This is a genomic window from Leptospira inadai serovar Lyme str. 10 (assembly GCF_000243675.2).
In the GTDB taxonomy this organism is placed as follows: Bacteria; Spirochaetota; Leptospiria; order Leptospirales; family Leptospiraceae; genus Leptospira_B; species Leptospira_B inadai.
The window spans coordinates 668422-689866 of record NZ_AHMM02000015.1; the positions used below are offsets into that span (position 1 = coordinate 668422).

The 21445-nt window shown below is 45.4% G+C and carries 19 protein-coding genes; 11 read left to right on the top strand and 8 right to left on the bottom strand.

Going from position 1 to position 21445, the window contains the following annotated elements; translation table 11 throughout:
- Positions 1-8 precede the first annotated feature (8 nt).
- Together LEP1GSC047_RS06880 and LEP1GSC047_RS06885 are read left to right on the top strand one after the other, a co-directional pair.
- Entirely contained in the window at positions 9-1040 is a 1032-nt protein-coding gene (locus LEP1GSC047_RS06880) for an alpha/beta hydrolase family protein (RefSeq protein ID WP_020988530.1), read from the top strand.
- A gap of 263 nt (positions 1041-1303) precedes the next feature.
- Positions 1304-2794 carry a DUF342 domain-containing protein gene (locus LEP1GSC047_RS06885; RefSeq protein WP_010411307.1) on the top strand — a complete coding sequence of 497 codons (1491 nt, stop codon included), beginning with the start codon at positions 1304-1306 and terminating at the stop codon, positions 2792-2794.
- A gap of 30 nt (positions 2795-2824) precedes the next feature.
- Here the strand turns inward: LEP1GSC047_RS06885 and mtnA are convergent, their stop codons facing one another.
- Positions 2825-3904 (bottom strand): S-methyl-5-thioribose-1-phosphate isomerase, encoded by a 1080-nt coding sequence (mtnA, locus tag LEP1GSC047_RS06890; protein WP_010411304.1) that lies wholly within the window; start codon positions 3902-3904, stop codon positions 2825-2827.
- 166 nt (positions 3905-4070) lie between these two features.
- Between mtnA and LEP1GSC047_RS06895 the strand changes: the two genes are divergently transcribed.
- Together LEP1GSC047_RS06895 and LEP1GSC047_RS06900 are read left to right on the top strand one after the other, a co-directional pair.
- On the top strand, positions 4071-5081 hold the full coding sequence (locus tag LEP1GSC047_RS06895) for a rhomboid family intramembrane serine protease (RefSeq protein ID WP_010411301.1): 1011 nt from the start codon (positions 4071-4073) through the stop codon (positions 5079-5081).
- Positions 5082-5244: 163 nt separating this feature from the next.
- The gene (locus tag LEP1GSC047_RS06900) at positions 5245-5682 is read left to right on the top strand and encodes an LIC11177 family protein (RefSeq protein WP_020988318.1); all 438 of its coding nucleotides are present in this window, start codon (positions 5245-5247) and stop codon (positions 5680-5682) included.
- Positions 5683-5886: 204 nt separating this feature from the next.
- On the opposite strand, the gene LEP1GSC047_RS06905 is transcribed toward LEP1GSC047_RS06900, so the two are convergent.
- Both LEP1GSC047_RS06905 and LEP1GSC047_RS06910 read right to left on the bottom strand, forming a co-directional pair.
- Entirely contained in the window at positions 5887-6876 is a 990-nt protein-coding gene (locus tag LEP1GSC047_RS06905) for an HpcH/HpaI aldolase/citrate lyase family protein (protein WP_010411295.1), read from the bottom strand.
- 101 nt (positions 6877-6977) lie between these two features.
- Positions 6978-7910: an ornithine carbamoyltransferase gene (locus tag LEP1GSC047_RS06910; protein WP_010411292.1), complete on the bottom strand. Its 933-nt coding sequence runs from the start codon at positions 7908-7910 to the stop codon at positions 6978-6980.
- A gap of 297 nt (positions 7911-8207) precedes the next feature.
- Between LEP1GSC047_RS06910 and LEP1GSC047_RS06915 the strand changes: the two genes are divergently transcribed.
- Both LEP1GSC047_RS06915 and LEP1GSC047_RS06920 read left to right on the top strand, forming a co-directional pair.
- Entirely contained in the window at positions 8208-9821 is a 1614-nt protein-coding gene (locus LEP1GSC047_RS06915; protein ID WP_010411287.1) for a peptide chain release factor 3, read from the top strand.
- A gap of 382 nt (positions 9822-10203) precedes the next feature.
- Positions 10204-10797 carry a CsgG/HfaB family protein gene (locus LEP1GSC047_RS06920; RefSeq protein ID WP_020988405.1) on the top strand — a complete coding sequence of 198 codons (594 nt, stop codon included), beginning with the start codon at positions 10204-10206 and terminating at the stop codon, positions 10795-10797.
- Positions 10798-10935: 138 nt separating this feature from the next.
- Here LEP1GSC047_RS06920 and LEP1GSC047_RS06925 read toward each other — a convergent pair whose 3' ends face one another.
- A complete protein-coding gene (locus tag LEP1GSC047_RS06925) occupies positions 10936-11130 on the bottom strand; it encodes a hypothetical protein (protein ID WP_010411280.1) in 195 nt (64 codons plus the stop codon).
- A gap of 82 nt (positions 11131-11212) precedes the next feature.
- Entirely contained in the window at positions 11213-13297 is a 2085-nt protein-coding gene (locus LEP1GSC047_RS06930; RefSeq protein ID WP_020988497.1) for a heterodisulfide reductase-related iron-sulfur binding cluster, read from the bottom strand.
- A 330-nt stretch (positions 13298-13627) separates the two neighbouring features.
- On the opposite strand from LEP1GSC047_RS06930, the gene mqnC reads away from it, so the two are divergent.
- Together mqnC and LEP1GSC047_RS06945 are read left to right on the top strand one after the other, a co-directional pair.
- Positions 13628-14734: a cyclic dehypoxanthinyl futalosine synthase gene (gene mqnC, locus LEP1GSC047_RS06940; protein ID WP_010411270.1), complete on the top strand. Its 1107-nt coding sequence runs from the start codon at positions 13628-13630 to the stop codon at positions 14732-14734.
- 74 nt (positions 14735-14808) lie between these two features.
- A complete protein-coding gene (locus LEP1GSC047_RS06945) occupies positions 14809-15198 on the top strand; it encodes an LIC11299 family lipoprotein (RefSeq protein WP_010411267.1) in 390 nt (129 codons plus the stop codon).
- Here the strand turns inward: LEP1GSC047_RS06945 and LEP1GSC047_RS06950 are convergent.
- From LEP1GSC047_RS06950 to LEP1GSC047_RS06960, 3 genes are all read right to left on the bottom strand, one after another.
- Positions 15161-16411, bottom strand: a complete 1251-nt coding sequence (locus LEP1GSC047_RS06950; RefSeq protein WP_010411265.1) for a GGDEF domain-containing protein — start codon at positions 16409-16411, stop codon at positions 15161-15163. The two genes, LEP1GSC047_RS06945 and LEP1GSC047_RS06950, sit on opposite strands and share 38 nt — an antisense overlap.
- A gap of 189 nt (positions 16412-16600) precedes the next feature.
- Positions 16601-17416: a GerMN domain-containing protein gene (locus LEP1GSC047_RS06955; protein ID WP_010411263.1), complete on the bottom strand. Its 816-nt coding sequence runs from the start codon at positions 17414-17416 to the stop codon at positions 16601-16603.
- A gap of 231 nt (positions 17417-17647) precedes the next feature.
- Positions 17648-18331, bottom strand: a complete 684-nt coding sequence (locus LEP1GSC047_RS06960) for an HAD family hydrolase (RefSeq protein ID WP_039934390.1) — start codon at positions 18329-18331, stop codon at positions 17648-17650.
- An 83-nt stretch (positions 18332-18414) separates the two neighbouring features.
- Here LEP1GSC047_RS06960 and LEP1GSC047_RS06965 point away from each other — a divergent pair, with 83 nt between their 5' ends.
- Genes LEP1GSC047_RS06965 through LEP1GSC047_RS06975 form a run of 3 tightly spaced genes read left to right on the top strand, consistent with a single transcriptional unit; the run spans position 18415 to position 21444 of the window.
- Entirely contained in the window at positions 18415-19689 is a 1275-nt protein-coding gene (locus tag LEP1GSC047_RS06965) for a KamA family radical SAM protein (RefSeq protein WP_010411258.1), read from the top strand.
- A 1-nt stretch (position 19690) separates the two neighbouring features.
- Positions 19691-20764 (top strand): D-alanine--D-alanine ligase family protein, encoded by a 1074-nt coding sequence (locus LEP1GSC047_RS06970; RefSeq protein WP_010411255.1) that lies wholly within the window; start codon positions 19691-19693, stop codon positions 20762-20764.
- A complete protein-coding gene (locus tag LEP1GSC047_RS06975; RefSeq protein ID WP_010411253.1) occupies positions 20764-21444 on the top strand; it encodes an iron-containing redox enzyme family protein in 681 nt (226 codons plus the stop codon). The genes LEP1GSC047_RS06970 and LEP1GSC047_RS06975 overlap by 1 nt, the downstream gene beginning before the upstream one ends.
- Position 21445 lies beyond the last annotated feature (1 nt).

Below are 21445 nucleotides of genomic sequence, written 5' to 3' on the forward strand. Positions count from 1 at the left end.
TTTCAACTATGATAGAAAAATATTATTTAGTCGGCTTGCCTTTCCTGATTCGATATGCAGGTTTCGGTTTTTCTTCCGCTCCATCAACGCAAGAACGAAATCTTGTACTCGATTCGGGATTAGAGATAAGAACGAAACTCTTTCCGGGAAAAAGAAACGCTCCCGCCGTTTACATCCAGCACGGAATGAGTGCAAGAGGAATCGAGGACCCTCGAATTTTGGAACTAGCGAGGCATCTGCATGGTACCGGATTTACCGTCTACTTGCCGGAATTACCCGAAATCAAAGACTTAAAAATTTCGTCCGAGACTGTCCCTAAAATCCGTTCTACATTTCGAGCCATTTACGAGCTGGAAGGCAGACCGGTTTCTTATTTATCGGCAAGCTTTTCTGCCGGCATGGGTATGGTCGCTCTTTCGAACGAGGAGGAACAACTCAAGTTATCGTCCACTTTGTTGGTCGGGACTTATTCCGATTTTAGCAAAACACTTCCGTTCGTAATCGCCAATTTTGACCGAGACCCTTATGCGGTGTACGTCATGTTATATAATTATATTAAGAAGATACGGAATCATTTTCACCGGTTGGAAGAATTCTTTTTGGAATCCGCCTTGGATTCCGGACTCCAACGACAGGCAGACGCGGCAGTCGGATTTAGATTGTATCCGGCCCTAAGCCCCGAGGAGCGCGAATTTGTGGATGAAATTAGATCGGTACCCTCATTCAGGGAGAGAGTGTCGGCCGAAATTTTGAATTCCCTTCCCTCCGGCTTCATTGAAGAGAATTCCCCTGCCAATTTTACTTCTTCTTGGAGAAAACCCATTGCGTTATTGCACGGATTTGACGACCCTGTGATTTCTCCGAACGAATCCGAAGATTTATTCCTAGATCTCCGAAATCGATTAAAAGATCCCCCGGTCTTTGTAAAGTCGCGTCTATTGACTCACGGCGATCATTTACCCTTTTATACGCAATTTCCGGAAATTCCGTCCATGGCTAAAATATGGGGATTCTTTATAAAAAACGCTTTTGAACTTTAAAAGCGGGTGTTATTTTTCTCGAGATTTATCCGTCCACATATAAAGGTACTTTCGTGTCAAAATACCTCGAGTTGGAACCTTTCTTAGTCGACGATAAGAAGGAAAAGGCAAGGGATTTACATGTAAACTTTTGTCTCCGATGGGAACGCGAAAAAAGAGAAAACTGAGAATCGGGCACGAACGTTGTCAGAAAATTGTTAACCGTTGCTAAATTATAAAAAAGGCCGCAACGAGTAAGAAGGTTCGATTGTTAGTAAGGTAGAATGATTGTGAGTACTGAACAAACCTCGGGATTGCCGGAACAAGATACAAGCTGGGAAAGCGTATTTACTTTGAAAGTAGCTAACGACGCTCTATCAGCCGAACTTACGATTCGGCCTGGGATGATAAAAGGGCGTTCCTTATCTACGGGAGTTATTCTGGAATTTTTGCATGATCGAGAAATATCTCAAGAACGAGTTTTAAGCGATCAAATTTATCAAACACTAAAGAACTTAGCCGATGCAACGTCGAAAATGAATTTTTCGCCGGTGACCTTTCCCGTAGCAGCGGGTCTTTCTCCGACGAAAGGAGAGGACGGATGGTTGAAATTTTACCATCCCCAGGCTCAAAGAGTCAAAATCGGAGAGGATGGGAAAGCCGATTTTCGGAATATCGATCGATACATATACGTAAAAGAAGGCGAGAAACTTGCATCCCTCTTTGAGGGCATTCCCGGCAAGGCCGGAATCGACGTATTCGGAAAACCGATAGCTCCCCCTCCGATCAAGAGACCGAAATTGACCGTCGGAAAGAACGTGCAGGAAAGGCAGACGATAGTGGACGGAAAACCGTTACGCGATTACCACGCGACCACCAACGGAGCCGTTTTTTCCACCGACAGTTCGGTTACCGTTTCCCAGGAATTGCAGATCGATTCCAATGTAGGGATAGGAACCGGAAACGTTAATTATGACGGAAACGTATTAGTCAAAGGTGATATAGAATCGGGAGCTTCCGTTGTGACAAACGGAAGTTTGATCGTTAAGGGAAATATCGAATCTTCCGATCTGACCGTCGCCAGGGATTTGGAAGCGAGCGGCGGAATTAAAGGCGATGGCAAGAACGTAATAAAAGTCGGCGGCCATTTAAACGCTAAATTCATTGAAAACGCCGAGATAGAAGTCGACGGAGACGTAGTGATCGAAGGATTTATTTTGAATTCCAAAATCCATTGCCTCGGAACGATCGCATTGAACGGTTCTAACGCGAACCTAGTTTCTTCGTCCGTAACGGTGTTTACCGGTTTAGTCTGCAGCAATTTGGGTTCTCAAGCGGAATTGGATACCGTCGTTGAATTAGGATTTCATTTTCGAAACGATCGCGCGTTTGAGGAATTGACTAAGCGTTTGCATTCCGCCGAAAAAGAGATGGAGAAGGTTCTTCCTAAAATCCAACAAATTAAGCAGCTAGTCCAACGGTCCCGCGGTCAAATTCCGGAAGATAAGAAGGAAGGTTACCGTAAGATTTTCGAAGAATATAACGAAAAAAATCGATTTATAGAAGCTTTGAAGCAAAAGATCGAGGTTCTCAGAACGGCTCGCTTCCATCCAGGGGAGGTACAACTGGTCGTCCGGAAGGGAGCCTATAAAGGGGCGATTATCAAATATAGAAGGCAAATCGAGAAGATCGACAAATTTCAGTCCGCCTTCATGATGCGTTTTCATCCGGGGCAGGATAAAGCGGCGATGGTCGCTGTCAAAGCTCAAAAATAAGAAAACATCGATCGAGAGATATTCGATTCGCTAACCGAATATCTCTCGGATCTCGGACGGTTTTACGATTCCTCGTTCGGTAATAAATGCGGTGATCAACTCCGCAGGAGTTACATCAAACGAAGGATTTAAGGCTTTGACCGCCTTCGGGGCGATAATGCCTTCCCCTAAAATCGGAGAACCGTCTTCTTTTTTTAAGAAATTCAATCTTGTGACTTCTTCGGGATTTCGCATTTCTATCGGAATATCCTTACCGGAAGCTATTCGGAAATCGAAACTTTTTTCCGTGGCAGCGATGTAGAAAGGGACGCCATGCGCTTTTGCGACGATGGCTAAAGGATACGTTCCGATCTTGTTGGCGGAGTCTCCATTGGCTGCGACTCGATCGACACCCACAACCACGGCATCGATTTTTTGAGTCGCCATCAACCAACCCGCCATGCTATCCGTGATCAGATAAGAGTCGATTCCTTCCTCTAGCAGTTCCCAAGCGGTTAACCTGGCGCCTTGGAGATAGGGCCGAGTTTCATCCGCATAAACCGTTAGATCGTATCCTTTTTCATGGAGAGAGCGGATTACACCCAAAGCTGTGCCGTGACCCGCGGTTGCGAGGGCGCCGGTGTTGCAGTGGGTCAAAATTTTTATTTTTTCCGATTTATTTGGAAATAGCGCCAATCCATTATTCGATAAGGCTATATTATTTCGAATATCGTCTTCGTAGACTCCGATCGCAAATTTCTCGGCGATATTTTGGATTTCGTTTAAGCTTAAAGATTCGAATTTTTCTTTTGGAAGTAGTTTTCTAAATTCGTCCAGAGCGGTCCGCAGGTTGACCGCCGTGGGTCTCGATTCCAAGATACGAGATAGAATTAGCTCCAGCGATTCATAAGACGGCTTGGTATCGAATTTTTTTAATTCTAAGACAACGCCGAATAATCCCGTTATCGCGATTGCGGGTGCTCCCCTAACAATCATTTCGCGGATGGCTAGGATCGTATCGTCCGCAGTCGACGCCAAGAACCACTCTTTTTTGCCGGGTATCAAGCGCTGGTCTAAAAGACGTAAAATTCGGCCTTCCCAGAAGATAGGACGTAAATTTTGCTTTTCCAAACTTTTTTTGGCCCGATTTACTAAAGCGAGCCCTCCTTTCCTACGATTATAACTATGTGATTGAAATCATCCACCTACTCCCAGGGGATGAGGACGAACCGGGGCTATAAAAGGGCCCCGGCTTTGCCTACTTGACTCCACTACCAGTTCCCTTAAACCTTACATAATGGCAAAGAGAAATTACGGCTCTAGTCTGAAGCTGTTCGGATTTTCCGTATTCCATCCCCTGAACATCCTGTTATTTACGAACTTCGCCGTATGGGGACTTCTCATGCTAGAAGGTGGTGGGGGAATTCTAACTTACTATTTCGGCCTAAATCCAAGTCTCGTCGTTGAGAAGGGGATGGTTTGGCAGATCTTCACTTACGGCTTTCTTCATGTGGTAGGCGAAGGATTATTCATGCCTTTTTTACATATCGGTATGAATATGTTCGGCTTGTATACGCTCGGATTTTGGATTTGTCGGTATATGAACGAGTGGAAATTTTTTGCGATATACCTTTTATCCCAACTCGGCGGCGGAATTTTCGTGGTCGTCTTTGCCTTTGTCGGGTTAAAGACAGGTTTGGTACCTGAATATTCTTCTTGGGATAGCTATCATACTTCTACAATCGGTGCTAGTGGAGGGGTATTTGGAATTCTGGCAATATTTGGGATTCTTTTTCCGGAAGCGAGATTTGCTTTCCCTCCGGTAAGAGCAAAATATGCTCCTTGGGTTCTGATTGGTGTGGGCTTTGCCTATGACCTTTTTACGTTACTTCAGTATTATCGGAGCGAAGATCATCAGACTTCTTTTTTTGGAATGATGAGCAATTCAGGACATCTTGGCGGTGCCGTGTTCGGTTTACTTGCGCTAAAATTTTTTTCGCAATGGGGTAAGCCCGTGAAGTCTCCCGTCTTCCTTAAAAGGATTCGGAAAGAAGCGAGTCCAAATGCTTCGATTCCGATGGAAGATTTTTTCCAGGTTCAAATTCGTAAAAACACCAATTTACTAAGTAAGTTGCATTCGATTTCGTCCGTCGAAGAGAGGGAGAAAGTTCTCGAACCGATGCAGGCAATGAATGCGAATCTTTGTCCACCTTCCTCGTACGACTCCGAAGATCCGTTTTGCCTACGTTGCGAGTGGTTGCAGAATTGCGAGTTGCGGAGACTGAGAAAGAAGGGTCCTCTCGTCTAAGGGGATAGGGAAAAAAATCTTTAGTTCGTGAAGTCGGCTAAGATTATGATGAAATTCCATTTTCAAAACGGGACGGAAACTACTGGACATAAATTTCCAAAGTTTGTATGCTAGTTATCAGCTGAGTCCTCGATACCATTAACCTTAAGGGATCCGAATAAAGTTGGCGGGAAAAAAGAAAACCATCCTTAGCGAAGTTTTGAAACGAGAGAAATTTCAAAAACTCGAAAAAAAAGATAAGGATAAGTCGCCGAAGAGCGTGATTGTCGTTAGACCTGACCCGTCTCCGAAAAAGGAGGATGGCCCCGGTCGTAAGATATATAAAGCCATAGATGAGTCGATGGGGGATCTTCGCTTCTATTTTTTGGAAGGCGAGTATCGAGAAAAGATAGCCGGACTCTTTAATTCTCACGAAAGCCAATTTGATCGTCTAGGAATTACTCCTCGTCGATTTCTGGACTTTGCAAGGGAATCTTTTGATCGATTCAAGCAGCTTCAAAAGAAAATGCCTTTGGAGCCGATGAGTAAGAAAGCCTGGGACTATATGGATCGTAGCCTAAATGAGCTCATAGGCAAGCTAAACGAGAAGTTTAGCAAATAGCAGAGGACAGAACATTGATAAGCAGGGTTTCCAAGCTATAAGGAAAGATTCCTGTGTTACAAGGGGATTTTTCCCCGTCTTCTATTACCTTTCCAACATCTAGCAGCTTCTGTCTAGCGTGAGCGAAGCGAACGCGTCTGTCTTCTGACCTCGGTCCTCTGAAAGCGAACGCGTCTGTCCTCAGTCCTCTGTCTTCCGCTTATCTTAAAAGAATCTCTTTGCAGCTTCTTCCGGAATGGAAATCCCTGTGAGTTTCGCTTTTTGCAGAACTTCCCAGAAATAACGATAGGTGGCACGATCATGAAGATCGCCTGCGTGTTGGATCGGCCCCCATTCTGCATCTTGGGCTTTTACCAGGATTTCGGCAGAAGTTTGAACTTCACTATAATCGGGTGCCATTGCATCTAGGATCGCTTGGATTTGCGTGGGGTAGATAGACCACATGCGTAAAAAGCCGAATTCATCATGAGCTCGCTTGGCGTCTCTGTAGGTTTGGTATTGATTCTTTAAATCCAATGTCACGTTGTGGGCCGGAATCACTCCGTGAGCCAACGCCGCGGCGACTACGGTAGATTTGGCGCGTCTTAAAAGTTCATGGTCAAACTGACCCGGACTTTTCATACAGGAAGCCGGGATAGCGCCGTGGTGCCCGGAAATGAAGTCCATCAACCCGAAGTCTAGAACTTGCATCCAAGGAAGTGCGGCGATTTTTTCGACTTCCCAAAGCGCTCCATGAGTTTCGATCAGAACGTGAATCGGAATTTCACGTTTAATTCCGGCTTTTTGCACAGCTTTCTGAATATACGTGATCATCTCTTCGACCTGAGATGCTTTCGTAGGTTTCGGAATCGTAATGTAAGCGATTTTCGCTCCCGCACCGGGTACGATAATGTCTACGTCCTGTTTCCAATATGAGTTCGTATAATCATGGATCCGAACCCCGCTCATATTATGCTTATTCAGTTCCGAGTTTTGGATTCGCACGATCATTTCTGCGTGCTCTTTTTCCTTACCCGTTTGAGCTCCGTCTTCGCAGTCCATCGTAATGTCGAAAAGACCGCCGAGTTTATTTTGGAGTTCGAGCGCTTTGGTGATAAGCTTTTCCGAACCGGCAAAATGCTCGCAGGCTGGAATAATGGGGAAGGGCTTCTCTCCTTCGAATAGCGCATCCTTCGGATGGGGTTGTTTGGACATAGAAATACCTTTGTTTCCGTTTTTAAAGCCGATTGCGGCCGTTCTTGGAACAGGGTTTTCGGAGGTGGTCCATCCGGCAACGGATTTTTGGAGGCCTGGCTTTACGCTTCTAGAAGCTGTAGAATAACTGCCTTTTGCGCATCCAGTCGATTTTCAGCCTGCTGGAAGATAATCGATCTCGGGCTTCTGACAACCTCTCTCGTGATTTCATATCCGGAATGAATCGGCATATCGTGCATTACTTTCGCCTTTGTCTCTTTTAGTAGAGCCTCGTTGATTTGGTAAGGCATCATCAATTCCATTCTAGCTTTCTTCTTATCCGCAAAGTTAGGATCGTTGAAAAATTCCATATCCACCCAGGTATCCGTGTATATATAATCCGTATTTTTAATCGCTCGGATCAAGTCTACTTCCCATGCCAGAGTTCCTTTTCTCTTAGCACGCTCTACCGTTTCCGGATCGATATTTTCCGCGTCTGCGATCGGAGTCACAAGCGTTAGTTTCATTCCGAGCGCGGAGGTGATTCCTATCAAAGAGTTCACTACATTATTATGAACCCCTATATACGTCATGCTTAGTTCCGAGATGGGTTTAGGATTGTCCAACGCTATCGTCAAGATATCCGCCAAGGATTGGCAAGGGTGGAACATATTGCAGCAGCCGTTGACCACCGGTACTTGCGAGCCTTCCTTCAGTTGTAAAAGATCCTCATGCTTGCGCATCCTCGCCATAATGACGGAGACGTTTCTGGACAGGTATTCGGCCTCTAAATCGATATCCGAGAGAAGGAAATTCGAAGTCATCCAATCCAAATAAATCGCATGTCCGCCCATTTCAGTCATAGCGACTTCGAAGGAAACCCGAGTCCTCGTGGAAGTTTTCTGAAAGAGCATGGCCAAAGTTCGGCCTGTCATGTGCCCAAGGTAATTGGCCCTATGGTGTTTTACATGAACGGCAAATTGTAGAAGATCCAATACTTCTTCGTCCGCCCAATCTTTCCAGGAAATCAGATGTTTTATTTTCGAAGCCGACATGATGCGAGTCAAAGGTCAGAAAAAATCGGGATTCTGCATTGGACAACCTGAAAAAGGCAGGCAGAAATTGCGGAAAAAAGGAGGGAGGGAAATCCCCCTCCCGAGTGTTTTCCGGGGAAAAAAGCGTGAATCTTGCGACTCTATAAGTCGGGCTCTAAAAGGCTAATCGAGGACTATCTATGATACCCATTACGGGGAGTTTACCGGTTAAATACGAATCCATGAATAAATCCTCAGGGTTTTCGTGCTGACACGGGATCCCGGCAGGAAAACGTATTCATAGAGGAGATTTACATCGTGTCCGAATCGGTCGTTACCCAAAAATCCGTGGAAGAGGAAACCAAACGAAGAAGAACGTTTGCGATCATCGCTCACCCGGATGCTGGAAAAACCACTCTTACTGAAAAACTTCTTCTCTACGGGGGCGCTATTCAATTAGCGGGAGCCGTTAAGGCTCGAAAGAATCGCAGGGCCGCCACTTCCGACTGGATGGAAATGGAAAAGGAAAAGGGAATCTCGATCACTTCCGCCGCCTTACAATTCGAATACAGGAACCATGTTTTAAATTTATTGGATACCCCGGGTCACGAGGATTTTTCGGAAGATACCTATAGAACATTAATCGCGGCGGATACTGCGGTCATGGTTTTGGATGCCGGAAAGGGAGTCGAACCTCAGACGATTAAACTTTTTAAAGTTTGTCGAGATCGTGGAATCCCGATCGTGACGTTCATCAATAAAATGGACCGGCCTACGAAACCTCTCTTTGAACTATTGGACGAGATAGAAAAAGTATTAGGAATCACTGCGATTCCGATGGTATGGCCGATCGGGACGGGTGTGGACTTCAGCGGAGTCTATAATCGTCCGGACAAGAAAATATATACCTATGATAGAACTCCCGGGGGTTCGCAAAAATCCTCCTTTCAAAGTTCGGGTATTGATGACCCGAATCTGGACACTATGTTCGAAGATTGGGTCTTGAAAGCGTTTCGCGAGGAAGTGGAACTTGTCGAAGACGGGATCGGAAAGTTTTCCTTACAGGATTTTTTAGAATCTAAAATCACGCCGGTATTCTTCGGATCCGCAGTGAACAATTTCGGGATTCAATTGTTCTTGGATCACTTTTTGGAAATCGCGCCTCCGCCTTTATATTTTCCTTTGAAAGACAGTTCAAGATTGGATCCGGTTACGACTCCGTTTAGCGGGTTCGTTTTTAAGGTTCAGGCAAACATGAACAAGGCACATCGGGATCGTATCGCATTCCTTCGAGTGTGTTCCGGAAAGTTTGAACGGGGATTGAACGTAAATCATGGCCGACTCGGAAAGCAAGTGAAGCTTTCCTCCTCCTTTGCTTTCTTCGGCCAGGATCGCAATACGGTGGATGAAGCCTATCCGGGAGATATTATCGGACTCGTAAATCCGGGCACGTATGCGATAGGCGATGTGCTAGCCAGCGGAAAGATTCCGGATCTCAAACCTCTCCCGGTGTTTGCTCCCGAAATTTTTGCGACACTTTCTTGCGTGGAAACCGGAGCGTTGAAGAGCTTTCGAAAGGGAATCGAGCAATTGGCGGAAGAAGGTATTCTGCATTTATTCACTTCCCAAACCGTAGGGGGAGGACTTCCCATCATCGGTGCGATGGGACAATTGCAATTCGAAGTATTCCGTCGACGTCTCCAAGACGAGTATGGAGCTCCTACCAATATCAATATACTTCCGTACCAAGTTTCTTGCTGGCTTCCCGAAGAAGATATAAGCAAGGTTCCGGTCGGTTCTAATCTGGTCGTTGATAGCATCAACCGAGCGGCGCTGCTCTTCGATTCGGAATGGGAAAAGGGGTACTTTCAAAAGAAGAATCCGGAAATCCGTCTTTTGGATTATCCGACCCAGGAAATTCCGCAAGATTAAGATCAATGCCAAATTCAGGATGTGAGGCCTTCTCCTTCGGCGAATCTTTCGGAGGATCGAAGCGTTTCTTTGGCCTTCCATTCTTATCGAGGATAAACGGTTTAGTATTTTCTACACGAATATAGAAAAGTACGATCGCACTTTTCGGATGTTCCCGCTTGCGATCGGACAAAAATTCCCGCGTCCGCAACGTTAACGATAAACCGAAGGTCGACTCGAAAGCGACCGCGCATCACTATTTCGATCGATTATAACCTTTCCTTTTTTCTCGGGGATTTTTACTAAGATTCCAATTTTTACCGGATAATTTTCCCGATTTGGAGCTAGAAAAGAAATGCAATGTCGTTTATACACGTCCATTATTGTTCAAAGAGGAGAATCGATGAAACGAATCCGTTTTCGAGCTGTCGTCGCGCTCATAATCTTATTTTCATTCTTTACTTGTAGAAGCGCCCAGCATTTCGATATTCAAGTTATCGCTAAATCGGGGATTTCTCAGCCTGGGAAGGACAAGTATGTCGTTTTTCCTTTTGAAATGGCGGAAGGATTGAAGCAGAACGAGGTCGTTGCGAACCGCAGGAAAAACATCGAAGCTAGAAACCGTGAAAAGGTCGAACTAGCGCTTGTTAGAACGGGACTGACCGTTTTGGAGAGAAGCAAGGTCGATAAGCTTTTAAATGAAATGACTCTGAGTCAAACGGGTATAACCGAAAGCGACGGCTTAAACATCGGAAAACTATTGAATTCGAATTATGCCTTCTTCGGAAGGATTACGAACTATAATGTGGTGCGCCGAGGAACGCGGGTCAGATTCATTGCAGAAGTGATCGTTAAGGCTGTGGATATAGAATCGGGAGCGATCGCTTGGGAAGCCATCATAAAAGGGCATATGCCGTTCAATAATGGGGAGCAGACCATTTTGGATGCCGAAAATGCAATGTATGAGCAGTTCAGTAAGAAACTCACCGACCTGTAATATTTTATAAATCGAAAATGGTAGGAAAAACGGATCGGAAAAATTTGCGTATTACGTGTATTTTTTAGGCGGCTCCCGTCGCATATAGTGTATTTGCACCAGATGATTCACGGCGGAGCGGAAACGTTCCGCTTTTTTTTATTTGAATCGTTCTATTTCCCTAGTTCGGTTTCGTATTCCTGGAATAATTTTTTTGCGACCTTGAGGTATTTCGACGTCGGTTTTCTCTTCGTTTAACGCTAAGTTTAAATATTTTCGGAATCGATCCTTATTGAGAGGTTCATGATAGAGTTCGATCATTCGATCTAAAATCGGAAGAATTTCAAATTGCATATAGGTTTCTGTAATCCGAAAAAAGATAAAAACAGCCTCCTAAGATTAGGAGGCTGTTTCGCGTAGGGTAATCGCCGAATCCTTACTTCAAGTTTTCTGCAACCAATTCCGCGATATCTTTCACTTTCACTTCTTCGACCTTACCTTCTTGTTTCACTCCGTCGGTGATCATCGTGATGCAGAATGGACAAGCGGTCGCGATCGTGGTTGCACCCGTTGCAAGCAATTGGTTGGTCCTCTTGAAGTTAACCCGATCGTTATTCTGTTCTTCCATCCACATCTGTGCTCCACCGGCTCCGCAACAGAGTCCCTTGGTATGATGGTCGGAGGGTTCGGATAATTTTCCGCCGGATACTTTCTTAACTACGTCTCGAGGATTTTCGTAGTTATCGTTGTAACGACCGATGTAGCAAGAGTCGTGATATGTATACTTTCCTGCATTTGCATCTTCCGCAACGCCTACGTCGATTTTCCCGCTCTTAGAAAGCTCGTTGATGAACTCGGAGTGGTGAACCACTTCGAAGTTCCCGCCGAATTGCGGATATTCGTTCTTGATGGTATTATAGCAGTGAGGACAGGCAGTAACGATTTTCTTTACGTTATAGCCGTTCATCGTGTCCACGTTTGCTTGGGCCAGGGTCTGATAGAGATATTCGTTTCCGCCGCGACGTGCCGAATCTCCGGAACAACCTTCTTCCGTTCCCAAGATTCCGAACTTGACGTCCGCCTTTTGAAGAATCTTAACGAAGGACTGTGCGATCCGTTTGTTTCGATCATCGTACGCACCGGCGCAACCTACCCAGTAGAGAACGTCTACGTTGGAATCCTCGGCCATCGTCTTAACGCCGAGACCTTCCGCCCAATCCGCGCGGGAGTGAGCCGCGACGCCCCAAGGGTTCGAGTTATTTTCCATGTTCACGAATGCGTTTTGCAGTTCGGTCGGGAATTTGGATTCTGCAAGAACCAAATGTCTACGCATTTCCATGATCGCATTGACCTGGTTATTTCCAACCGGGCAGGCTTCCACGCAAGCATAGCAAGTAGTGCATCCCCAAAGAGCTTCCTCCGATAGACCTTCATAATTATTGATGACGCCTGTATCGACTGCGGCAATCGCATCCGCAGCTCCTTCGCCTTGAACTTCCCGAATTTTTACGACTTCGGGAAGCTTATCCATTAGCGCATGTTTTAAATCTACGATGATGGCTTTGGGATTCAGAACTTTTCCGGTTCGATTCGCGGGGCATTGAACTTGGCAACGACCGCACTCGATACAGGAAAGACCGTCGAGTAGATTCGGCCATGGAAAGTCTTCGGCACGATTGACTCCCCAAACGGCAGTTTCATCTTCCAAGTTCAGTTTGGAAAGCGCGCCTTTTGGAGTGTCCGACTGTAAGAAATAATTAAATGGTGCGAAGATCAAGTGAGCGTGTTTGGAGGTCGGCACATACAACATAAATGCGAATACCGCAAGAATGTGAGACCACCACATGATTTGAACGACTAAGTCTGCACTGGAGTATTCGACTCCGATCACTTGCCAGATATTTCCGATGGCGGCGGCGATAGGAGCGGCATCATGAATCGGGTCTGCGTACTCCGCTCCGACAGCCTTTGCGCCTTCTCCCAATAGAGTCGAAATCATCAAAATGGAAATCATCGCGATTACGATTGCAGACGCAGGGGAATGAACATCCAATCCCTTGGCTTTTTGAATCCAACGCCTCCAGGCAAAGAAACCTAGGCCTACGAGAACCAAAACGGTCACGAATTGCAGAATATATTCGTAAACATAATTGGCAGTATCGCCGAAAACGGATCCGACTAAGGAAAACTTATAGGCGTCTTCCAATCCATAGCCGAATATACCCGCGACCATTTGACTGGACGTATGCAGCAAATACGTTACGAAACCGTAGAATATGAATGCGTGCATAATTCCACGTAACGGTTCTTTAAAGTTCTTCTTTTGAAGGAGTACGTTTACCAGGAAACTCTTGATTCTGAATCCCCAGTTCGGGTGTTCCCGGAAGTCTTCGGTTCCGACTGCTTTTCTACCGTTGAAAACGAGTTTGAGGCGGTAGAGGACCGCGCGGACGAACACGAAGTTCGCGACAGCGAACAGAACCGTGAAAATCACATGGAAGGCGATCTTGGATATAGCCATAGTCTTTCAGTAGTACCTTTGTCTTTGGATGGTCTTCAGAAGCACCGTAACGATGGGGAAGCACGCTGTCCAGGAAAAATTGCCGTAACGTCCGTTCTGATCCGAGTAGGAGAATTCTGCGCATTCTCGGCTAAAGCATTCAGGCAGAATTCGTTATCTTGGATAGGCATTCTAAAATCGATTCCTTTCTCCTAGATTCCTCTTGCATTTTGTCGAGAATAAGTCGCAATTAGAAGGAGTCGTTTAAAACCTAAAGGGAAAAAGATCTCGCCTTTTTCAGGTACGCGAAAAGTCTGAAGATAGATACAAACGAACGAAAGCCAGTACACGATGAGTCCTATTTTTCAAAAACAAGCAACAGATACCATTTTAGAGAAGGCTTTGGCCGGGGAGAGAATTTCTCCCAGTGAGGCCCTCGAATTATACGAGAGCGGAGATCATTTAAAGATCATGGGAGCGGCTCGTACCATACGGGAAAAGATTCTTCCTCATACAAGCGCTAGCTACACGATGTTTCGAGTCGTCAATTACACGAATTATTGCAATGTGGAATGCAGCTTTTGTTCCTTCATGGACGAGATCGGAAACGGAAAAGGGTACGTGCTATCCAAAGAAGAAATTCTGGAAAAAATGGATTACGCAGTTTCGGAAGGGGCCGACCAGATGTTCCTGCAAGGAGGAGTTTACCCGGATCTTCCGTTCGATTATTACTTGGATGTAATTTCCTCAGTAAAACAAAAATATCCGGAGATGCATATTCGGGCTTTTTCTCCCGTCGAAATCATCAATCTGGAGAAAATTACCGGCAAATCGTTGTTGGATGTTCTTTATCTTTTAAAGGATGCAGGACTGGATTCGGTTCCGGGAGCCGGAGCCGAGATACTTACGGATAGAATGCGCAATATTATTTCACCGAAGAAGGCCACGACGGAAGAGTGGGTTCGTGCAATGGAGACCTGTCACGAGGCCGGTCTTCCCGGCAGCGCGAATATCGTATTCGGTTCCGAAGAAACGAAGTCGGAAGTGATCGAGCATCTTACGGTTGTGAGAAATTTACAGGATCGGACAGGCGGATTTCTTTCTTTCATCCCTTGGACGTTTCAGCCTCAGACCAAACGATTTAAGGTCCGCTCGGTTCCTACGACGGAATATCTGAAAGTTCTAGGGATTTGCAGAATCTTTCTGGATAATATTCCGCATATAGAGACCTCCGTCATGGTCTTGGGGAAAGGGGTGGGCCAGCTTGCCCTGTCCAGCGGTGCGGATGATATTTCTTCCGTCGTCATCGAAGAGAATGTGCTCCGTTCTTTCGGTTTAAAGACGGAAAAGGAAGCCGTGAAATTCCTGCAGGAAGGCGGATTTACCCCCAAGAGACGGGACCTTCTTTACAATTATGAAAAATACGAAGGGAGAGAATACTCCCGATCACTTTCTTGAGTTCGCATAACGGAAGAAAGTTTCCATAGTGATTTAGTTGCATAAACAAAGCGAGAAGACCTAAGGGGGTCAGAATGTTACGTTTTTCCGATATACATGGTCGAATCTTACTCGGATACCTAGCGCTTACCGGGATTCTACTGGTATGCGCCTGCGTACCGTCCCGTAAAGAGAGAGTTCATTTGGAAACGGGGGTAAGCGTGAAGATTCTCGGACCTCATAAATACGAGTTTATTGCCATGGGCAAGGCTTCCGTCGTTTCAGTCGACGAGCAGGATATTTTTAAGATGAAAAAGTCCTCCTGCGAAGCCGCAAAATTGCAGGTGACTCAAAGATTAGACGAGTTGGAACCGAATCAAAAACACCGACTTTTTTTTCTGGAACAGAAGGCTCAGACGTATTTCGGCGACGGTGAATATTGCGAACTTACTTATATATACGAACTTCCGTCGGCCAAGAAGTGAATGCATCTCTTTGCTTGTCCTGCTTACTGGCGGTGACGATGGTGACCTTATTTCTTCCCGCCGATTTCGATTTGTAAAGAGCCGAGTCGATCGACTGGTATAGATCGTCGAAGGTTAAGTCTTCGTCAAACGGAAGTATCGAAGCCCCGATCGAAATCGTTATGAACACCGGAGTTCCATGTTCGTCTTCGATCGACAAGCCTTGAGCCGCCACGCCTTTTCTTAAAGATTCGCAAAGCATCTCGAGTCCTTCCGGATCGACCGAATCTAAAAGAATACAAAATTCATCGCCACCGATCCGCGCACACACATCCGTGGCCCTGACTCTGGATTTCATGACTGCAGAGAGAGTTTGCAGCGCTTCGTCTCCCGCCATATGCCCGAATTTATCGTTCGTTTCCTTTAAATGGTCCATATCCAAAATAATCAGGGCCATATTGAATTTATATCTACGGGCCCGTTTTTTGAAGATATCGAACTGTTCGATCAGATACCTACGGTTGTACAAGCCGGTAAGATCGTCCACACTGGAAATTCTTCTGATCTGATCGTTTTTCTTTCGGAGCCGAATCACCGCTCGAGAAAGTTTACTCTTATCCCGATAGTCCATCATTCTCCAGTAATTCATAATGATGTTTCCGAAAGTTCCGACGAAAATATACGTCAATAGGATCGGAAATTCCTGGAATGCGTTGGATATGGAGTCGGAGAGATAGCAAATTCCGAAAAAAGCGATTCCGAATGTGAGATTTACCAACACTACGGTCGTCGTAGTCAACCAAAGTAGAATGTTCATGCTCAAAAGAATGGCGGTCGCCTGGTGAAGATAGATATCGTAATGAACTTCGTCCAGATATAAGAAGGGTAAAAACGAAACGAGTAGAACGGAAGAGGACCATACTTTATAGGATTCCATGTTCTTAGGATTCCAATCGGTCTTGAGTGAGTTTCTCCAGAGAAATAGGAGAGAGAGCAGTACTAACGTGATTCTACTCGAATACAGTAGAAATAAAGGTTCTCCGCTGACGGTTCTGGAATCGGGGATTAAAAACGTGAAGAATGTTATTAGAATGCAGAACGAGTAGTGGATCGCGAGAGATTGCCGAATGTCGGTCAAATTACTTTCGATGAATTCACTAGGGTAGTCGTTAAATAGAATTCTCTTAAATAAGTGGCGAGCCCGAAGGTCGCTACCGGGAAACCATTGAACCATTCTTTTCTTTCCGCTTGGATCCGGAAGAATTCCGAGAAATTTCCGTCTCCAAGATCCACGGTTCGATTCTAACTATCGTTAAAGCAAGAAAGAATTTTACGCTAAGCAAAAAAACGTTGATTTGCCTCGAAAATAGAATGAGGAAGAGCGGATAACGGTACCTTGTGTCAAAAAGGTGATTTTTTTGAATTATAGTACGGCAATTTTTCTAGGATTTTTGGTTAGGATATCCGGAACCGGGAATCCAACACCACCTAAAGAGTGAACTTTCTTGCCGTTTATGTAGAGGCGGATTCCTTTTACTTTTAAATTTTCCAGTAAGCTATAGCAGAGTTGATCCACGCGATCTTTTAGCAACTCAGGACCTGCCCCCGTTTCGAATTCGCTTCCTAGGGAAAGTCTCAGGATACCGTTCTCGACGGAATATTCGGTGGAGTAGGTGAATTTTGGGGGAAGGGCATTGAGCACACCGCTTCTTTTTTCATCCGGGTCGGGTCCCTTGGATAATTCCTTGAGAATGAAATGAACTTTGTCGCCGGAGACATGCTTTCGTTTGACCTGAACGAGTCTAGAATGGCTTTTGCTGCCTTTTCCGTAAAATTTCAGAAAATACAATTCGATTTCTCCGGGTTCGTGATGGATTCGTTCCTCGGAGAAAGATTCGGAAATTGCGGCTTTTGGATTATCGACGACCGGTATAAATAGATCGTCCGAGTCGGTGCTTTCGCTTTCCGACCAATTTTGGCCTCCGTTTTGCATCAATTCGGAAAGAATTTCGTCTTCCGCCTGATCCATCACTTCTTCATGGGTTTGTTTTCCGGAAGTGGATTGAGGAGGCTGGGGAATCGTTTTTCCGATCGTATTGAATTTCGAAAAGAATCCGGAATCCCCGCCGCTTTCGGCGGATCGAAATCCCGCCCCGGTCGATTTATCCAATAAAACCAAGACAAATAAAATCCCGGTTAGGACATATAATAGGGATTTCAATTTTTCCGATTCCGGCACAATTAGATTTTCGGAAGTTCTTGGAATGCTCTTCTCACTTTTTAGAAGGTTTCTTACGGGAAATCAGAGGACTTTCAGAGGACGGAAGACAGAAGACTGAGGACAGAACATTGATAAGCGGAATTTCCATGTTCTAGAGAAAGATTTATGTGTTACAGGGGATCTTTCCTCTATTTCCGTAACTTTTCCAACCTCGAGCAGCTACTGTCTTCAGTCTTCTGTCCTCTGTCTTCAGAATATCTTATCCAGGTCCTGCAATTGAGCGAGTGAAACTTCCCAATCCGGAATTTCTCCTACGGGTGCGTGCCCATAAGCACAGAATGCGAAGGGACACCGGTTCTTTCGAGCCGCCTCGTAGTCGGAGCTACGATCACCGATCATCAAAAGGGCTTCCGGAGTAAGATCGTAATCAATCAAGTATTTCGAAACAAGATCGGCTTTACTTTTTAAGGAAATATTATCTAGAATTAGTATCGGATCGAATAGGGGGAGAATTCCCGAGACGTCGAGGATGGTTTCAACGTATGGTCTGCGTCCGTTAGAAGCCGCAAGGATTCGGTAACCTTTCTGTTTTAGGGAAGAAACCGTTTCCAGAACTTTAGGATAAAATTCCCCCTCTCCGGAGCGAATTTTCTCCACTAATAAACGTAATACCGAATCGGAAATTTGATCCCTTTCGGATTCCGTTAACTGAGGAACGAGATTTAAGAAAATGGTTTTGACCGGCTTTCCGATTTCAAGCATGATTTTCTCTCGATCCGGGACGTCTAGAGGAATTCCGGAGGAGAGTGAAAACCGGCGAATCGCCTCAGCATAGGTTTCTAAAATAATGCCTTCCGAGGAGAACAAAGTTCCGTCAACGTCAAAGGCGAGGGCGCTTACCGATTTAGGATTCCAATTCATGGACAAGGTCATTGTTTTGCGTCTAAATTTGACGGCATCCCTTTTTTCCTTCGCTTGATTTTCCATCCTTCGAAGAGGAAATGGAGAAAGCCGCTATGAGAAAAGTCATTGAAAATCACGTAGAAGAAGACGCGGCCTTGCCGTCGAGGGCGCGCCAAAGATTGTTCTCTTCTTTCGAGTGGTCCGATTATAAAGCTCAGTTACGGAACCGAATCCAAGCCCAGGATTTGAATCTTTATTTTGAATTAACGGAATCCGAACGACAAGGTATTCAAGAGACGATCCGTTTGAACGTAGGTGCGAGTCCTTATTATCTCTCTCTATCCGATCCCTTGGATCCGCAATGTCCGATACGTAAAATGATCGTTCCTCAGAGAGAGGAGGCTTTTTTTGCGCCGGAAGAAGCCTTGGACCCTCTTCATGAGGAAAATCTTTCTCCGGTAAAAGGTCTTACCCACATGTATCCGGACCGGGTTTTATTATTTTCCAACCACGAATGTTCCGTTTACTGCAGACATTGTATGCGAGGACGTAAAGTCTCCGATAGTTTCGAACGGATGGAACTTCCCGACCTCGAAGCATGCTTTGCCTATATAAAAGCGAATCCTGAAATTTCGGATGTCGTTATTTCGGGCGGCGATCCGCTGAATCTTTCCGATGCGAAGATCGACCTGATTTTGGAGAATTTGGAAAAAATCGCGCATGTAAAGATTTGTCGCATCGGAACCAGGAACCCCGTTACGTTGCCTATGCGAATCACTTCAGAACTTTGTAAAATGATCGAATCTCATAATACTGACAATCTATCTATTTTTTGTAATACTCAGTTCAATCATGAAAAGGAGTGCACCGTCGAAGCTAAAGAAGCGGTACTTAGACTATTAAAGGCAGGCGTCAATGTCGGAAACCAGTGCGTGATCTTAAAGGGAATTAACGACGACGGCGAGTCGATGTTGAGATTGCACAAAAAACTCTTAGAATTGCGAATTAGGGCCTATTATATGTATGATCCGGAGTTGATCCCGGGGTCCAGGGGGTTTCGAACTCCTCTCTATAAAGGAATTCAGATATTGGAATATATGAGGGGAAAAATCGGCGGCATGGGAATCCCCCAGTTCGTGAACGATTTACCCGGAGGAGGAGGAAAAATTACTCTCGGCCCGAATTGGTATTTGGGTTTCCATAAGGAGTCAAGAAATCACGTGTTTCGCTCCGCAGTTCGGGGGACTTATCATTTGAGCTCCGAGCCGCTCGACAGCGATTACGAATCATATTACCCGGAATTGGATCAGAAAGCTTGGGAATCTATTCGAAATTCCGCATATTCGGTCGATAGAGGGGTTTCGTTCGACGGACGGAGAAAACCATGACATGAAAAACGAAAATCCTTCCGTCTTGCTGGTTGCAGACGTTCAAGAAACCGATCTCCCTCCGAATTTAACGCAAGAGTGGGAGAGCCTCGAATCGATCGACTATTTAAAATCCTGTTTAGAGGAGTCGGGTGAACGCGTTGAGTCGGTCGGATCTCCGTCGGATTTACTGGAACGCTTATCTTTTTTTTCGACTCTACCTTTTTCCGAAAGACCGGTACTCTTCCATTTGGTCGAGGGCTTTTTATCCCGGAACCGCGAGGCTTGGCTTCCTGCGCTTGCTGAATATTTCGGTTTTCCGCATACCGGTTCCGACGCTTATGCTCATACGTTAAGTTTAGATAAACATGCATCCAAATTGTTTTCCCGCTCTCTAGGAATTCCGACCGCGAATTGGGGATGCGTGGAAGGAATTAACTTCGAAGAGAGCGGGGATTTTATCGAAGGCCTTCCGGACGGTTCGGAATTCCCGGTTTTCCTGAAACCTAGATACGAAGGCTCTAGTTTAGGAATCGCCCAATCGAATATGGTTACGAATCATGATTCCTTAAAGCAGTTTCTTCGCGAGAAAGGAAATTTTCACTCTTCTTGGATTTGGGAATCGTACCTACAGGGGGAAGAATGGACTGTCGCGGTGATAGGATCTCCGAAGGAAGGATATCGAGTTAGTCAGGTTGCCCGTATCTGTTTGCAAAATTCGGATGAAACCGTCTATGGTCAACGGACCAAAACGAAATCTTCGATGCCCGAAAGATTGATCTTCGATCTGGACGTCGAACGATCGACTTTGATCCGATCCTTTTCCCTTTTGCTCTGCAAGAAAGTCCGAACGATGGGCGCCGTCCGTTTGGACTGGAAATCGACCGCAGACGGATATCCTCGATTTTTGGAATGGAATACGACTCCGGGTTTATCGCCCTTTTATAGCAGCTTTCCTATCTGTTATACTCGCGAATTCGGAAATTATTCATCTTTATTAAGCGATTTATTGAGAATGGCAAGAAGCGAATTTCAAGAGGAAAGATTCGCCTATGCAAAAATAAAATCCCTTAAAGGAGTATTTGATCGTCGATGATGGGAACGTTTCGGGATGAATTGGTCTCTTTAGTAGCGAATCATAAGGTTTTGACCTCTAATGTCTGGCTGGAACAGAGGGAAAAACGAATGGAAAGATCCGACCTGCTCCTTTGGTTAAAGCAGGAATATTTCGTTTCGGTCGCGTTCGTTAATTGGTTTTTGAATACGGCCGCTATATCCGATTTTGTGTCTTCTAAAATTGTTTTAGTGGAAAATATCTGGGAAGAATTGGGGGAAGGCAAGGAAGATGAGGCACACGTTTCCCTTCTTAAGAGATTTCTTGCAGAAATGGAAGAATCCGTAAAAGCCGAGGATTTACTTCCGGAAACGGCGCAGTATCTGAATTTGATGCAAAGAATTACGACGACCGATTTTTTTGCCGCTTTGGGTGCATTAGGACCGGCAAACGAATACTTACTCAAATTGGAATACGGAAGGATGTTTCTTTCTTATAAGGAATTAAAATCGCGTATTTCGCTTCCCGACGGAAAATTCTTTCAGGTGAATCTGGATGCGGATGAATCGCATTCCGAAAAACTGTTTCGCTTAATCGACGAAGTCGCAGACGAAGAGCAAAAGCGGCAGCGAGTAAGAGACGGGGCAATTCTAGCTTTGGATGCTCGTCTCGTCTTTTACGAAGGGCTGCAACGACTCGCCGAGCCGATCTCGAAACGGTAAT